Annotated in this window: 11 protein-coding genes; all 11 read right to left on the minus strand. The window is 63.8% G+C overall.

Features of this window, described 5'->3' with window-relative positions:
• Positions 1 to 114 precede the first annotated feature (114 nt).
• A complete protein-coding gene (gene gltS / locus CGK74_RS15185; protein WP_003050035.1) occupies positions 115 to 1,320 on the minus strand; it encodes a sodium/glutamate symporter in 1,206 nt (401 codons plus the stop codon).
• On the minus strand, positions 1,317 to 2,555 hold the full coding sequence (locus CGK74_RS15190) for an acetate/propionate family kinase (protein ID WP_003050037.1): 1,239 nt from the start codon (positions 2,553 to 2,555) through the stop codon (positions 1,317 to 1,319). The genes gltS and CGK74_RS15190 overlap by 4 nt, the downstream gene beginning before the upstream one ends.
• A gap of 79 nt (positions 2,556 to 2,634) precedes the next feature.
• Positions 2,635 to 3,387, minus strand: coding sequence for an SDR family NAD(P)-dependent oxidoreductase (locus CGK74_RS15195; RefSeq protein WP_094269287.1), 753 nt, complete (start codon positions 3,385 to 3,387; stop codon positions 2,635 to 2,637).
• 61 nt (positions 3,388 to 3,448) lie between these two features.
• Positions 3,449 to 4,870 (minus strand): bifunctional enoyl-CoA hydratase/phosphate acetyltransferase, encoded by a 1,422-nt coding sequence (locus tag CGK74_RS15200; RefSeq protein WP_094269288.1) that lies wholly within the window; start codon positions 4,868 to 4,870, stop codon positions 3,449 to 3,451.
• A complete protein-coding gene (locus CGK74_RS15205) occupies positions 4,867 to 7,233 on the minus strand; it encodes a DUF3141 domain-containing protein (protein ID WP_094269289.1) in 2,367 nt (788 codons plus the stop codon). Before CGK74_RS15205 ends, CGK74_RS15200 begins: the two co-directional genes overlap by 4 nt.
• Before the next feature lie 85 nt (positions 7,234 to 7,318).
• Complete coding sequence (gene phbB / locus CGK74_RS15210) at positions 7,319 to 8,065, minus strand: acetoacetyl-CoA reductase (protein ID WP_094269290.1); 747 nt, start codon at positions 8,063 to 8,065, stop codon at positions 7,319 to 7,321.
• Positions 8,055 to 8,516 (minus strand): phasin family protein, encoded by a 462-nt coding sequence (locus tag CGK74_RS15215; RefSeq protein ID WP_044396478.1) that lies wholly within the window; start codon positions 8,514 to 8,516, stop codon positions 8,055 to 8,057. Before CGK74_RS15215 ends, phbB begins: the two co-directional genes overlap by 11 nt.
• A 47-nt stretch (positions 8,517 to 8,563) precedes the next feature.
• Positions 8,564 to 9,694, minus strand: a complete 1,131-nt coding sequence (locus CGK74_RS15220; RefSeq protein WP_094269291.1) for an ABC transporter permease — start codon at positions 9,692 to 9,694, stop codon at positions 8,564 to 8,566.
• A gap of 1 nt (position 9,695) precedes the next feature.
• Positions 9,696 to 12,458, minus strand: a complete 2,763-nt coding sequence (rbbA, locus tag CGK74_RS15225) for a ribosome-associated ATPase/putative transporter RbbA (RefSeq protein ID WP_094269292.1) — start codon at positions 12,456 to 12,458, stop codon at positions 9,696 to 9,698.
• 3 nt (positions 12,459 to 12,461) lie between these two features.
• Positions 12,462 to 13,541 carry an HlyD family secretion protein gene (locus CGK74_RS15230; RefSeq protein ID WP_094269293.1) on the minus strand — a complete coding sequence of 360 codons (1,080 nt, stop codon included), beginning with the start codon at positions 13,539 to 13,541 and terminating at the stop codon, positions 12,462 to 12,464.
• Between the two features lie 14 nt (positions 13,542 to 13,555).
• Positions 13,556 to 15,043 (minus strand): efflux transporter outer membrane subunit, encoded by a 1,488-nt coding sequence (locus tag CGK74_RS15235; protein WP_094269294.1) that lies wholly within the window; start codon positions 15,041 to 15,043, stop codon positions 13,556 to 13,558.
• Positions 15,044 to 15,081: the final 38 nt, after the last annotated feature.

Below are 15,081 nucleotides of genomic sequence, written 5' to 3' on the forward strand. Positions count from 1 at the left end.
GAAAGAGCCCCTTGCTTGAAAACGGGAGTCGATTGCGATTTCCTGGGCGACGACGCCTCGCCAGCGCGTCAGCGATGTATCCATCTGCCAGCTCGCTCCGCTGTTTCGCTTCGCCTAACCGGCCATCAGGCTGATTACCAGTGCGTTCGCAATATCGATGACGAACCCACATACCAAGGGCACCACAATGAACGCCTCGCGTGCCGCACCATGCTCCCGAGTCACCGCCGTCATGTTGGCGATGGCAGTGGCGGTAGATCCCAGCGCAATACCGCCGAAACCCGCGCACACCACGGCGGCTTGGTAATCCTTGCCCATTGCCCGAAAAACAATCAGCAAAACGAATGCGATGACCAAGGCAATCTGCACCAGCATCGCCGCCGTGATGAAGGCGAGCACGGGCTGCAGTTCCCAGAGCCTGAGTCCCATCAGCGCCATGGTCAGAAACAGGCCCAATGACATGTCGGAAACCAGGGCGATGCCTGGCTGCATGCTCGGCCAGTTCCATAAACGTCCGCGCCCACTTGGCCTCATCCAGTCGGCCGCCATGCGCAGGAGAATTCCGGCCAGCAGGCAGCCCACAAAGGCGGGCAGCGTGACGGCGGTACGCGCGACCAAGGCATTGATTCCGTATCCCAACATCAAGGCGAAGTTGAGCCAGAGCAATGCCAGCAGCAGGCCGTAGTAGTCCAGGCGGGCATGCTGCTCATCCCTGTGCAGCGTGCCAATTTCCAGGGCGCTGTCCCCAGAGGCTTGAAGCCGATGCCTACGCATGAGCAAGCTTGCGACTGGGCCCCCGATGGTGCAGGCCGCGATCAGGCCGATCATGTTCGCTGCCAATCCCAGTTCCTGCGCTTGCGCAATGCCGAGGTTGTGAACGAAGTGATCGGACCAGGCCAAGGTGGTGCCCACGCCTCCTGTCAGGGAAATCGATCCCACCATCAGCCCGGTGCGCGGATCCAGGCCGAAGGCGCGTGCCATCTCCATCCCGGCCAGGTTCTGCAGCACCATGAACCCGATGGCCAACCCCGACAGGATCAGCAAGGGCCGTCCACCATGGCGCAGCGTGCGGGCGTCGGTACCCAGGCCAATGGCCGCAAAGAAGTACAGCAGCAGCGCGTCACGCGCTTCGAGATCGAAACTGATGACGATCCCCGCACCGTAGTACAGGGCGAAGACAACCAGGGCGCAGGCCAAGCCGCCCACCAGGGATTCCGGGATGCTGTATCGACGCAAGATGCCCCAACGCGCAACCAAGCCCTTGCCCACGAACAACAGCAGGATGGCGAGCGTGAATCCATGGAAGGCATCGATCGTCATCGCGCCTTCTCCCTGTCCAGGCAGGACAGCGCATGGCTGGCGGCTATCCACTCTTCGTTGGTGGGCTCGACCGCCACGGTGACCTGACTGTGATCGCTGGAAATCTTCGCCGCGTGGCTGGCGTTGGCATCGGTATCCAAGGCAATGCCCAAAAAGCCCAGCGCCGCACAGATGCGCTCGCGAATGAACGCATTGTGTTCACCGACACCCGCCGTGAACACCAGCATGTCCAGGCCACCCAGCACGGCGACCAAGGCCCCGATCTCGCGTACGATGCGGCGCACGTAAAGGGCCAGTGCCAAGCGCGCTCGCTCCCCCGTTTCGCCTGCATCGTTCTCGTGTCCGACAATGACGCGCGGCTCGGCCGAGATTCCCGAAACGCCGAGCAGGCCGGACTCGTGATAGAGGACGCGCCCCACTTGCTCCAGTGAGAGCTTCTCGATTTCCATCAGGTAGAGCACCGCACCCGGATCGAGCGCGCCGGTGCGGGTGCCCATCATCAGGCCGTCAAGCGCGGAGAAGCCCATGGTGGTGGCCGCGCTTTTGAGTCCACGCATGGCGCACAGACTGGCGCCACTGCCCAGATGGGCAACGACGGTGCGACCGCGCGCGGCGTCGCCATGGCGTTCGGGCAAGGCCACTGCCATGTACTCATACGACAGGCCGTGAAACCCGTACCGACGCAGACCGCGCTCCCATGCGGCATAGGGCAACGGCAGGACCTTCTCGACCTGGGGCAAAGTGTGGTGGAAGGCCGTGTCGAAGCAGGCCATCTGTGGCAGATCTGGCTGCTCCCGCAGCAGGATCTCCACGGCTTCGAGCGCGAATGGCTGGTGCAGCGGGGCCAGAGGAATGTAGCCCTTGAGGTCGGCCAGGACATTCGCGTCCACGCGCACGGGCATGAAGTATTTACTGCCGCCGTGGACGATACGATGGGCGACCGCACCGATCCGGCGGCCGTCGAGCCGCCGGCTGACACGATCGCGGATGAGGCGCAGTGCGGCGCGATACGGATGTGCCGTGTCCAGTTCGATCGAGAACGGCGCAACTCCGGTCTCTCCGAAATCCGGGTTGGCGCCGCCGATTCCCTGCACCTTGCCATTCCACAATGCCTGACGCGGCAGTGGCGCGGCCGAGGAATCGAACACCGCAAACTTGATGCTGGATGAACCGCAGTTCAGCACAAGGATCAGTCCGTGTTCGCGGCGCCCGGAGCGGGCCATGGTGACGTCCATCAGGTCGTCCTCTCTGCGCGCCGTCCGCGCGACTTCGCCGAGGTGTGCGGGGGTGTCTGCTGTCTCATCGTCTTCAGACTCAGCGCTCCGTGTAGCCGCCATCGGCGATGAGCTGGGTGCCCACAAGGAAGCTGCTTCCTTCCGACAGCAAAAACGCCACGGCATGGGCGATTTCGTCCGGTGTACCCAGGCGACCGATCGGATGCAGGCCAACGGCCTCTTGGAGGGCCGATTCATCCAGGAAATCCAGGATGGGCGTACGCACGTAACCGGGATGAATCGAATTGATCCGGATTCCCTTGGACGCATAGGCCAGTCCTGCCGAGCGGGTCAGCCCGGTCACGCCATGTTTGGCTGCGACGTACGCGGGGTTCGCTGCGTCGCCCACCACTCCGAGGATGGAGGAGACGTTGACGATGGCGCCGCCTCCAGAGCGCAGGATGGCGGGAATCTGATGGCGCAGGCCATAGAACACGCCGTTCAGGTTGACATCGATCACCCGGCGCCAGGCGGCAGGGTCCAGTTCTCCCGCCGGGCTCTGGTCGCCACCGATACCGGCGTTGTTGACGGCAAAATGAAGGTCGCCGAACGTATCGACCGCGCAGGCCACGGCAGCCTGGACCTCATCGATGCATGCCACGTCGGCCACGTTGGCCACGGCGTGGCCGCCCTCGGCGTTGATGAGGCTGGTGACGCGCTGCGCATTGTCGGCGCTGACATCGGAGACGACGACATTCAGGCCGTTGCTTGCAAGCAGCCGGGCAATGGCCTCGCCAATGCCAGACCCTGCACCGGTGACCAGGGCTACGCGGCCAGAGAATGAGTACTGCATGGTGTTTCCTCCAAAGGGGTGGATTAAAAAGAGGGGGTTAATAAGTTGCCGATAAGTCGGCTCAAGGGGGTGACAGCCGATAGTGGTGGGCGAGCATCAGTGCGATCGCGCATGAGGCGATGCGCGTATCACGCGAGTCGGCACGGCTGGTCAGAATGACCGGCACCTTGGCTCCAAGGACGATCCCAGCGCTGGCTGCTCCGCCCAGGAAGATCAACTGCTTGGCAAGCATGTTGCCGCTCTCCAGGTCAGGCACGGCGAGGATGTCAGCCTGCCCGGCAACCTCGGAGACGATCCCCTTGGTACGCGCAGCGGCGATGGAGACCGCGTTGTCGAAGGCGAGCGGCCCGTCGAGCAGGCCGCCAGTGATCTGGCCGCGATCAGCCATCTTGCACAGCGCCGCCGCGTCCAGCGTGGCGGTCATCGTCGGGCTCACCGTCTCGACCGCGGCCAGGATCGCGACCTTGGGTTCGCGCACGCCGATTACCTGCGCCAGCTCGATGGCGTTGCGGATGATGTCTGCCTTCTGTTCCAGAGTCGGGGCGATATTGATCGCCGCATCGGTAACGATGAACGGGCGCGGATAGGCAGGTGTCTGCAACAGGAAGCAATGGCTGACCCGGCGCTTGGTGCGCAACCCCGCTGCTGCCGAAACCAGCGCGGACATCAGCTCGTCGGTGTGCAGGCTCCCTTTCATCAGGGCTTCGACTTCACCTGCGGCTGCCAAGGCGACAGCTTGCTGCGCAGCGGCGTGGCTGTGCGGGACGTCCACAATGGCGACGTCGGTCAGGTCCAACCCGGCCTCGGTGGCGACTGCTTCGAGCCGCACCCGTGGCCCGACCAGCACCGGCTCGATCAACCCCGCCTGGCGCGCTTCGAGCGCGGCGGACAGGCTGGGGGCATCGCACGGGTGGGCGACGGCCACCCGAATCGGTTGCAAGTGCGCGACATGCGCCAGCAGGTGCTGCAGGCCTGTGCGGCCCTGCGCATCCGGGTGTATTTCCGGCAACGCGGTGCGCGCTCGTTCCATGCGCTCAGTGGGCGCCACGACCTCTACCTGGCCTTGGAAAACCGCCACCCCCGTCTGGTTGGTGCAGGTGCAGGCCAGCGTGACATGGTGGGTGGCCGTGTCCTTGCTGGTCACCTGCATCTGCACGGTCAGCCTGTCACCGGGCCGAACCGCTCCGAGGAAGCACAGACTCTGGCTGACATATTGGGTTCCAGGCCCCGGCAGCCGTGTTCCCAGCACAGCCGAGATCAGGGCGTTTGCACAAATGGCCTCCGTGGTGCCCCGAGCGCTTGAGGACACAGCAGGTTCTGGATCCACATCACCCGATTGCAGCGCGAACATGTGGATGTCTTGCGAAGAAAACGTGCGTTCGAGGCTGGCGCTGTCGCCGATGGCGATCTCGTCGAAGGTGCGGTTGCGCAGGACATGCCATGCATCGGCAGTGGCATCGACCGGTTTGGGCGAAGTCGTCATGTGCTTTTTCCTCGCCGTGTTTGTCTTGTCTGCGGCGCGGCGGGTGTCTTGGACGCGGTTGTCTTTTGAGGCGCCTTCGGCTTTGGCGAGGAGGTCTTGGGTTTCGTGTCCGCGACCGCAGAGGGTGCGTCATGGGCAGAGGGCATAGCGGGCGCCGAAGCCGCCTGCGCCCGGCGGATCGCCTGCTCGAACAGGGTAGACACCTGCTTCAACTTGGCTTGCTCTGGTGCGGACAGCGCATCGCCGCTGCCGAGCACCTGCGCGATCATCCCCGCAACCTGTCGGATGTCATCAGGCGCTACGTTGTTCAGCAGCCCGGGGATGGCGGACACCGCGGCGTCCTCGTGGAGCCTCATGAGCAAAGCCTGGCGACGCACGAGGTGGCGGAAGGCCTGCATGTCGAAGTCGTTGCCCAGTTGGGGGCGCACCAGCTCTTCTGCGTGGCGAAAATGCCGTTCATCGGCCTCGCCACGCTCGGCCAGCACGAAGAACAGTGCCCGTATGGCTGCTTCCACCAGCCCACCGCTGTGAACGGCTCCTTCGAGGCGGGTCAATTCTTGCACCAGATACTGGCGGTGCTCGGGCGTCTCGCTGGGATGGGCCCGCGGCGGTGCATCGTCGTGCAGGCTCTGTCCAGTCATGGCCTGCACCAGCGGCAGGCTGTACAGCGTGTCAAACGCCTGTGCGTAGATCTGGTCGCGGCAATCACGGAATTGATCCAGCATCTGTTCGACGGCGGTGGAAAACTGCGCCTGCAGTTGCAGGAAAGGGTTGGCCTCGGAGACGGGCTGACGATGGTCGCGCACGTGTTGCGCAGCCTCATGTACTGCGGCGGCGAGCGGATGCCTGTCAGACCACAATTCATAGCCCATGCGCAGCGGATGCAGCTGCTCCAGCCACTTCGCACCCTGGTCCGTGACCAGGGCACGCATCCATGGCTGCACGAAGCTGCGGTAGCAAGCCAGGTTGACCTCGGAGATCCGCGCAACGGCGGCGAACCGGCGATCGTTCTCAGGGTCGGGACGGACGATCTCACGGACTTCATCGATGCTGCTGCGGCGAATCCGCGTCAGGAAGACGTCACTGGTTGGGTCTCCTTCCTGCACTGGGTCGGGATGCTCATCGATTTGCATGTGGTGAATGCCTGCCGGCAGCACGTCGATGATGTCGATGTTCTCAGCGAACTCCTGGTGCTCTTTACGCCCGACGCTGCCGGAGACGAAGATTCCCAGATGTCCGATGCTGTCATGGGTAGCGTAGACGATGGTCTGGTCATGTCCCAGCACGTCCAGGTCGTTGCGGTACAGGTCGGTGATCCAGCCCAGGGCCTGGGGCGGTGGCGTGATGTTGTCCCCATAGGAGCAGAACACCAGGATCGGCGAGCGAATATTGCGCAGGTCGATGCGCACGCCATCAGACGTCACCAGCTGCGCCGTACTCAGTTTGTTGCCGATGAACAGGTTATCGACGATGTACTGTATTTCCACATCGTTCAGGAACACGTGGCCGCCCCAGTACTTCTCGAATTGCAAGTGGCGCGGGCCTTCCGTGTCGACCTTGGCGTACAGGTTGTACTGTTTGCTCCACAGCGTATTGGCCGGGTCCAGGTTCTCGAAGTTCTGTACCAGCCAGGCGCCGTCGAACCGGCCGGCGCCCAGATCGCTGGTCAATGCCGTCAACCAGCTACCGCCAGTGAGGCCGCCCGCGTAGCGCATCGGGTTATCACCGGCCCAGTAGGACAGCGGCGCGCCGGCTACGATGATCGGCCCGAACAGCTCGGGCCAGACAGCGGCTGCCATCAGAATCTGCCAGCCCGCCTGGCAATTGCCGATGACAGCGGGCTTGCCGCGGCTGCCGGGGTGCAGCTCGCCGACCCTGCGCACGAAGGCCGCTTCGGCGCGCATGACGTCCTCGACGGTCTGGCCGGGAACGGGATCGGGCAGAAAGCCAACGAAGTAGCAGGGATGACCAGCCTTGAGGGCCGCGCCGACCTCACTATCGGGTTTGAAGCCGCCAATGCCTGGGCCGTGGCCCGCGCGGGGATCGACCACCACGAACGGCCGCTTCTTGGGATCGGCCGGCGCGTCGGCTGGCGGCAGGATGCGTACGAGGCCATAGTTGACCGGCTGCGGAAGGTCCAGCCCGGACATGATGACCTCGGAGGCGAAGTCGAGTACGTTCGGCGTCTGCTCCTGCAAATGCTCCAGGTACTGGTTGCCGCGTTGGCGGCGAACGTCGGCATACAGAATGGATCGCTGCCAGGCATCCACTGCATACTCGGTTGCCATCGCCGATAGTCGCAACGGGTCCCACAGCAACTGCCCCCAATCGGCCGCTGGTGATGTCGTGGTGTCTCGATTCATGGCGATGGGCACTCCTTCTGTGATGAAACTGAAAAATTGAATGGCAAGGGGCCGCAGGCACATCGTCTTGCTGGCCCTTCCTCACTCAGTACATATGCTGGCCACCGTTCATCGATACATTGCTGCCGGTCATGAACCCCGCAGATTCACTGACGATGAATGCAACCAGTGCAGCGATTTCCTCAGGCCGTCCCAGACGACCCACGGGAATACCGGCAATCACTTGCTTGACCACTTCTTCCGACATGCTCGTCACCATCTTCGTATCCAGATACCCCGGCGAGACGGTGTTGACCGTCACGCCCTTGCGCGCCACCTCCTGCGCAAGGGCTTTGGTGAAGCCATGCATGCCGGCCTTTGCGGCGGAGTAGTTGGTCTGGCCGAACTGCCCCTTGGAGCCGTTGATCGAGGAGATGTTGACGATCCTGCCCCAGCCGCGTTCGAGCATGCCGTCGATGAATGGCCGGGTGACGTTGAAAACGGAGTCGAGATTGACCCGCAGGACCGCATCCCAATCGGCGTAGCTCAGCTTGCGGAACGTGGCATCACGCGTGATGCCCGCGTTGTTGACCAGGATGTCGATGTGGTGACCGTCTGCTTGAATGAGGCCGGCCAGCTCCTGGCAGGAGGCATGGTCGGCCACATCCGCGCCGTAGGCGGCGAAGTCGTAACCTTCGCCGGCTTGGGTTTTCAGCCACGCGCCAATGCTGGCATTGCCCGGCGAATGGACGATGAGCACGGTATGGCCCGCATCGTGCAAGGCCCGGGCGATGGCTTCGCCCAGGCCGCCGCTGCCGCCGGTGACCAGTGCAGTGCGTTGCTCAGCCGGCATTGCGACCACCTGTCTTGGCTGGTGCGTCCTTGTCCTGTGCCTTGGCCCACACCGCTCCCCATTGCTTGAAAATATCCTGGAACGGCAATATCGCATCTGCCTGGCCTACGGCCTGCGTGACCGATTTCTGCCAGTCCTGAATGGCTTGCTGCAGGCCTTGAGTGAAGGTGGTCTGATTCTTGATTGCGACTTGCGTTAGTGCCTGCGCGCCACCCATCTGGTGCTGAAACTGACGCCAGAAGGCCTGCGCGGGCAGCGTGGCCAACTCCTGCCAGTTCTGGGCCTTGAGCAGGCTTTCGATCTCAGTGCCGGACTCGGCAATGTTTTCGCTGCCTGCGCGCGTGGCGTTCTCCAGCCATTGCTGGCCGTTTTCCTGCATCAGGCGCTGCAGGCGCAGTTGCAGTTCCAGGTTCGCCTTGAAGAGGTTGAGGGGGATGGTTTCATTGCTCATGGTCAAACTCCTTACTGGGTTGAGTGCCCAATCGGGCGGTCAGACGATCAGGCCATCTGGCCGATCGTTTTGCGAAAGCGTGCTAACGACAGGAAAAACAGCACCGTGCCGATCAGGGCCAGCGCCAGGAAGGGCTGCCACACCGTCTCCAGCCCCGCGCCCCGATAAAGGATGGCCTGGCTCAGTTCCACGAAATGGGTGGTGGGTGCGATCAGCATGATGTTCTGCACGATCTCGGGCATGCTTTCGCGTGGCGTGGTGCCACCCGAGAGCATCTGCAGCGGCAGGATGGTCAGCATCATCAACATACCGAACTGCGGCATGTTGCGCGCCAGGGTGGCGAGGAAGATGCCCATCGACGTGGTGGCGAACAGACTGAGCGCCGCGCCAGCGAAGAACAGTGCAATGGAACCCTCGACTGGAACGCCCAGGACGCCGCGCACCATGAGATTGAGGGACAGGAAGGAGGCGATCAGCACGACCAGGGCCATCGACCAGACCTTGGAGAGCATGATCTGCGCGGGTGTAACCGGCATCACCAGCAGGTGCTCGATGGTGCCGTGCTCGCGCTCCCGGATCAGCGCTGCGCCGGTCAGGATGATGGACAACAGCGTGATGTGGTTGATGATCTGCACCACCGAGCCGAACCAGGCCTTGTCCAGTGCCGGGTTGAAGCGTGCGCGCAATGCCAGATCCACGGGTGGCGCGTCGGTGCCGCGGTAACGCTTGACGAACTCATTGACTTCGCCGGTGAAGATCTGCTGTATATAGCCACTGCCGGTGAAGGCCTGGCTCATGCGGGTGGCGTCGACATTGAGCTGCACGGCAGGCGATCGCCCCGCCAGCACGTCGCGCTGGAAGTTGGGCGGAATGACCAGAGCGAAGGTGTACAGCCCCGCGTCCATGCCCGGGTCCACGTCCCTATAGTCGATCATGGCCGGCTGGGTGAACTGCGGGGGGTAGAAGGCCGAGGCAACCCGCTGGGACAGCGCCGAATTATCCTCGTCGACGATGGCGATGGGCGCGTTGTGCAGCGTCTCCGGCATGGACGTGGCCCTGGTGTAGACCGACGCGGTGAACACATAGATGATGAGTACGAGCATCATCGGATCGCGCCACAGACTCCACAGCTCCTTAACACCCAGGTCGTAGATATTGGCCAGGTTTCTTCTGCGCATCTCAACGCTCCTGCTTCTTGAGTAGCAAAACGGCTGCGCCGAGAATCACCGGGACCGACAAAAGCATCGACCACAGCGGCCCCGTCAGGTCGGCCAGGCCGAGTGATTTGTTGAACACGCCACGGCTGATGGAGATCATGTGCGTGGCGGGGTAGATCTCGCCGATGAACTTGCTGGAGCCTTCAAGCGAGGACACGGGATCGATCAGGCCGGCGAACTGGGTGGCCGGTATGAGGGTGCCGATCATGGCAAAGAACATGGCGGCGATCTGGCTGCGCGTGACGGCCGAGGCCAGCAGCCCCATGCCTGTCGCGGCGAAGGAGAAGATCAGCGCGGCCAGCGCCAGGGTGAAGAAGCTGCCCTTGACCGGCACACCGAAGATGGTCACTGCGAGCAGGCTCATCAGCAGGAAGTTCACCATGGCCAGGCCGACATAGGGCAACTGCTTGCCAAGCAGGAACTCGATGCGCGTGACCGGCGTCACGTAGAGATTGGTGATCGATCCCGTCTCTTTCTCGCGCACCACCGCCAGCGCGGTCAGCATGGCCGGCAGCATGAGCAGCAGCAGAGGGATCACCGCAGGCACCATGGCCGGCAGGCTCTTGACATCGGGGTTGTAGCGAAAGCGCGTCTCGACGTTGGTGTTGCCAGCCATGCTGGCGCCGCCGCGCTCGCTGGCCTGTATCTGCAGCCAGTGCTGGTGCATGCCCTGAACGTAGCCCTGGACGGTTTCCGCGCGTTGCGGCATGGCGCCGTCGATCCAGGCACCTATCTGCACGTTCTGGCCTCGCAACACGTCGCGGCTGAAGCCAGGGGGGATTTCGATGGCCAGCGACAGTTCGCCGCTGCGCATACGCCGGTCGAGATCCTCGTAATCGACGATAGGCGGGTGCTCTGTGAAGTAGCGCGAGCCGGCCAAGTTCAGCGTGTAGTTCTGGCTAAGCGTGGTCTGGTCGCGATCGAGCACCGCATAGCTCAGGTCCTCGACGTCCATGGTGATGCCGAAGCCGATCACGAACATCAGCAGCAGCGAACCGCCCAGCGCCAGCGTGGCGCGTACCGGGTCCCGCTGCAATTCCAGCGTCTCGCGCCACAGATAGCTGAACATTCGCTGCAGACTGAAACCGCCAGAGCCGTGCCCGCCGTGTTCAGCGGGCGCCGCCGATGGTTGCTCCTCGTGATCGGCGGCCCCGGGCTGGCTGGCCGGCGCCGCCGTGCCGCCCTCGGCTTCGACGAGGTAGCCGATGAAGGCCTCTTCAAGGGTTTTGGCGCCGCGCTTCTCGACCAGTCTGGCGGGCACGTCGCTGTCGAGCACCTTGCCCGCATGCATCATCGACATGCGGTCGCAGCGCTCTGCCTCGTTCATGAAGTGGGTGGAAATGAAGACCGTCACCCGGTCACGCCGCGACAGCTCGATGAGCAGTCGCCAGAACGCATCGCGCGCCACCGGGTCGACGCCCGAAGTCGGTTCGTCCAGAATCAGCAGTTCTGGCTTGTGCACCATGGCGACCGCCAGCGACAGGCGTTGGCGTATGCCCAGAGGCAGACTGGCCGGCAGGCTGTCGATGACGTCCACCAGCCCGAAGCGCTCCACCATCTCTTCGACGCGGCCCGGAATGTCCTTCGGGGGCACGCTGAACAGCTTGGCGTGCAACTCCAGGTTCTGGCGTACCGTGATTTCGCTGTAGAGCGAGAATGCCTGCGACATGTAGCCGACGCGGCGGCGGGTGCCCAGATCATGCGGGTTCACTTCATGGCCGAACAGCCAGGCTCGTCCCTCGCTCGCCGGCAACAGGCCGGTAAGCATCTTCATCGTCGTGGACTTGCCGCACCCGTTGGAGCCGAGGAAGCCGAAGATTTCACCGCGCCGGATGCGGAAGGACACGCTATCGACGGCAACGAAGTCGCCAAAGCGCATGGTCAGCCCTTTGGCCTCGATGGCGATGTCGTCGGCGCCGCCATCCGACAAGGGGGGAATGACTACCGCTTGGTGTCCGCGCTTTTTCTCTTCCGGGAGCAGGCGGATGAATGCCTCTTCCAGGTTCGGGCTGCCTGTTCTTGCCAGCAATTCCTTCGGCGTGCCGGTGGCGAGGACCTTGCCGTCGTCGATGGCGGCCAGCCAGTCGAAGCGCTGGGCCTCATCCATGTAGGCCGTGGCCACAATCACGCTCATGCCGGGGCGATCGGCGCGGATGCGCTCGATCAGATCCCAGAACTGCGCGCGCGCCAGCGGGTCCACGCCAGTCGTCGGCTCATCGAGAATCAGAAAATCCGGGTCATGAATCAGCGCGCAGCACAGGCCGAGTTTTTGCTTCATGCCCCCGGACAGCTTGCCTGCCGGGCGCTCCAGGAATTTGAACAGGCCAGTGGCCTGAGTGAGCTCATCGATACGCTGGCGGCGCTCTGCGGCGCCATGACCGAACAGGCGCGCGAAGAATTGCAGATTCTCCTCGACCGAGAGCGTCGGGTACAGGTTCTTGCCCAGTCCCTGCGGCATGTAGGCGATGCGCGGGCATACCTGCTTGCGATGGGCCTTGCTGGCCATGTCGCCACCCAGCACCTCGACCGTGCCCTCCTGGATGATACGTACGCCAGCCAGCAATGAGAGCAGACTCGACTTGCCTACGCCGTCGGGGCCGATCAGGCCGACCATCCGTCCGGCGGGAATGTCCAGATCGATGCCATCCAGGGCGATGACGTCGCCGTAGCGCAGGCTTACCTGATGGGCACTGGCAACGGTCGCGAGCTGCGCACTGTAGCTCATACCTTACTCCGGCACGCGAACGGAGAGGTTTTGAGGCCACTCGGCATTGGCGTCGAGCTTGACCCAGGCCACGCCGGGCAAACCGGTCTTGACCTGCTGCAGGTGTTCACGCAGCAGCTCCTGCGAAATCTGCGCGCGCACGCGGAACATCAGCTTCTGCCGCTCGCTGGCGGTTTCTACCGTCTTGGGAGTAAATTGCGCCACACTGGCGACGAAGGAAACGCTCGCTGGAATAACAAACTCCGGCGCGGCATCCAGAATGATGCGGACCTCGGAACCCAGCGCGACGCGGCCGGCCACGGTCTCGGGCAGGAAGAAGGTGATGTAGACGTCCGACAGGTCGATAAGATTCAGGACGCGTCCGCCCGATCCCAGCACCTCGCCGGGTTGCGCCACCCGCACCTGCACCCGCCCGTCGCGCGGGGCACGCAGTTCGCTGTCGCGGATGTCCGCTTCGATGCGATTGATGCTGGCCGTGGCAGCGGACACGCTGGACCTCGCGCCGACAAGCTGCGCCTTGGCGGCCTCAACCGCGGCGCGGGCAGCGGCGGCCTGCGCTTTGCTGGCCGCAAGCGTCGCCTGTGCGCCCCGTACGCGTGCCCGGTCATCGTCCAGCTCCTGTATCGAGGCGGCGCCCTCTTGGGACAGGGTTTGCGAACGTTTCAGCCGCCGTTGGGCAGCGTCGAGCTCCGACTCGCGCTGACCGACCAGGGCCAGGGCGGCAACAACGTCGGCTTCGCGCAGCGCCACCTGTGCCTGCGCTGCGGTCACCGAGTGCTCGGCCTGCTGGCGCATGGCGAGGGCCTCGTCGCGCTGCGCTTCCAGCGTTTCCAGCCGCATCTTGGCCAGTGGCTGGCCGGCTGTGACGAAATCGCCTTCACGCACCAGGATGTCTTCGATGCGGCCGGGAAGTTTGGTGGCCACGTCGATCTCGGTGGCTTCGATGCGGCCATTGCCGTTGACGAATCCTTCGCCCGGGCCGCTGTCGGTAAACCTCGTCCAGCTCCACCAGGCCAGCGCGGCAACAACCGCTGCAGCGAAAGCGACCAGGAGTTTTTTCTTGAGAGAGGGGGAGACAGTCATGGGTTCGGCGTGCCTTAACGGGTTGATGGGGTGGAAGCGGGAGTCGAGGCCGCACCCTGTGCCTCGCCGGCTGCGGCGAGGGTGCCGCCGCCGAGCGCGGCATACAGCGCCACCTGGCTGGACAGCAGCGCGCGGCGCGCCTGTACCAGTTGTTGCTGGGCTCCCAGCAGATCGCGTTGGGCATCCAGCACTTCCAAGAAGGCGGCCGAGCCGTTGTCGTAGCGCAACTTGGCCAGCCGTGCGCGTTCGCTTTGTGCTTCCAGATTGGCCCGCTGGATCGTCAATTGCTCAGCCAGCCAGTACTTGGCGCTCAGTGCATCAGCCACCTCGCGGAAGGCCGTTTGAATGGTTTTCTCGTATCCGGCGACGGCGATGTCGCGGCGCACCTCGCTCAGTTCCAAGTTTGCGCGCCGCCGCCCGCCATCGAAGATGGGCAGCGACAAGGTAGGCATGAAGGTCCAGGCACGACTGCCGGAATCGAACAAGCCATTCAAGTCGGAGCTGGCCGTGCCGAAGCTGCCGGTCAGCGCAATGCGCGGCAAGAACGCCGCACGGGCCGCGCCGATGTTGGCATCGCCGGCACGCAATTGGTGTTCGGCGGAAATGATGTCCGGGCGACTGACCAGCAGCTCCGAGGGCAGGCCGGCCCGGAGTTCGGCCAGCACCGTTGTTTCATCGAAGGGTGCCTTGGTGGGCAGCGGGCCAGGATCGGCACCTACCAGCAGTGCCAGCGCGTGCAGTTGCGTGGCGCGTGCTTGCTCAAGCTGGGTTAGCAGCGCCTGAGCCTGGTTCAGCAAAGTTTGGACTTGAGTGAGGTCCAGCTTCGAGGTCGAGCCGACTTCAACGCGGCGCCGGAAAATGCGATAGGACTCCTCGCGGGTCGCGACGGTTTGACGGGCGATAGCCACGCGTTCGTCTATCTCGCGCAAGCCAAGATAACCGTCGGCCACCTGGGCGATCAGCGCCAGGTGGACGGCCTGGCGGGCCGCGTCGGAAGCCAGCCAGCTTTGCAGGGCGGCGTCTTCCAGGTTGCGGACCCGGCCCCACAGATCCAGCTCCCAGGTGCTCAAACCCACCTCGGCCCGATATTCGCCGCCCACCTGCGACCGGCCCGACATGTTCAGATCGCCAGGGACGCGGGCGCGTCCACCCTGGGCACCCACGCCCACGGCAGGAAATCGATCCGAGCGCTGAATGCGGAATGCGGCGCTGGCTTCCTCGACACGCAGCGCGGCCAGGCGCAGATCGCGGTTGTTCTCCAGCGCGGTCTCGATGAGGCGTTGCAGCAAAGGGTCCGTGAAGTAGGCCTGCCAGGCAAGTTCTCCCGCGTGGGCACCCTCGGTGCTCGATTCAAGATGACCAGGCCAAACCTCGGGTACCGGCAGCGGCGGGGTATCAGGAGCAGGAGCGAGCGACATGCAGCCGGTCAGTACGACGGCGCTCAGTGCCAGCGAGGCAGTGCGCAATTTGAACTCAGACAATAAAGGAAAAGCTGGAGGCATGATCACGTTCCGTACGGGGTTCGGGCTGATAGGGCCTG

Source organism: Thauera propionica (assembly GCF_002245655.1).
Taxonomy (GTDB): domain Bacteria; phylum Pseudomonadota; class Gammaproteobacteria; order Burkholderiales; family Rhodocyclaceae; genus Thauera; species Thauera propionica.

Bases quoted from the DNA above. Each gene is read 5' to 3' on its own strand.
- CGK74_RS15195 (WP_094269287.1), bottom strand. From the start codon at position 3,387: ATGCAGTACTCATTCTCTGGCCGCGTAGCCCTGGTCACCGGTGCAGGG.
- CGK74_RS15235 (WP_094269294.1), bottom strand. From the start codon at position 15,043: ATGCCTCCAGCTTTTCCTTTATTGTCTGAGTTCAAATTGCGCACTGCC.
- rbbA (WP_094269292.1), bottom strand. From the start codon at position 12,458: ATGAGCTACAGTGCGCAGCTCGCGACCGTTGCCAGTGCCCATCAGGTA.
- CGK74_RS15205 (WP_094269289.1), bottom strand. From the start codon at position 7,233: ATGAATCGAGACACCACGACATCACCAGCGGCCGATTGGGGGCAGTTG.
- CGK74_RS15230 (WP_094269293.1), bottom strand. From the start codon at position 13,541: ATGACTGTCTCCCCCTCTCTCAAGAAAAAACTCCTGGTCGCTTTCGCT.
- CGK74_RS15215 (WP_044396478.1), bottom strand. From the start codon at position 8,516: ATGAGCAATGAAACCATCCCCCTCAACCTCTTCAAGGCGAACCTGGAA.
- gltS (WP_003050035.1), bottom strand. From the start codon at position 1,320: ATGACGATCGATGCCTTCCATGGATTCACGCTCGCCATCCTGCTGTTG.
- CGK74_RS15220 (WP_094269291.1), bottom strand. From the start codon at position 9,694: ATGCGCAGAAGAAACCTGGCCAATATCTACGACCTGGGTGTTAAGGAG.
- CGK74_RS15200 (WP_094269288.1), bottom strand. From the start codon at position 4,870: ATGACGACTTCGCCCAAACCGGTCGATGCCACTGCCGATGCATGGCAT.
- phbB (WP_094269290.1), bottom strand. From the start codon at position 8,065: ATGCCGGCTGAGCAACGCACTGCACTGGTCACCGGCGGCAGCGGCGGC.
- CGK74_RS15190 (WP_003050037.1), bottom strand. From the start codon at position 2,555: ATGGACGTCACCATGGCCCGCTCCGGGCGCCGCGAACACGGACTGATC.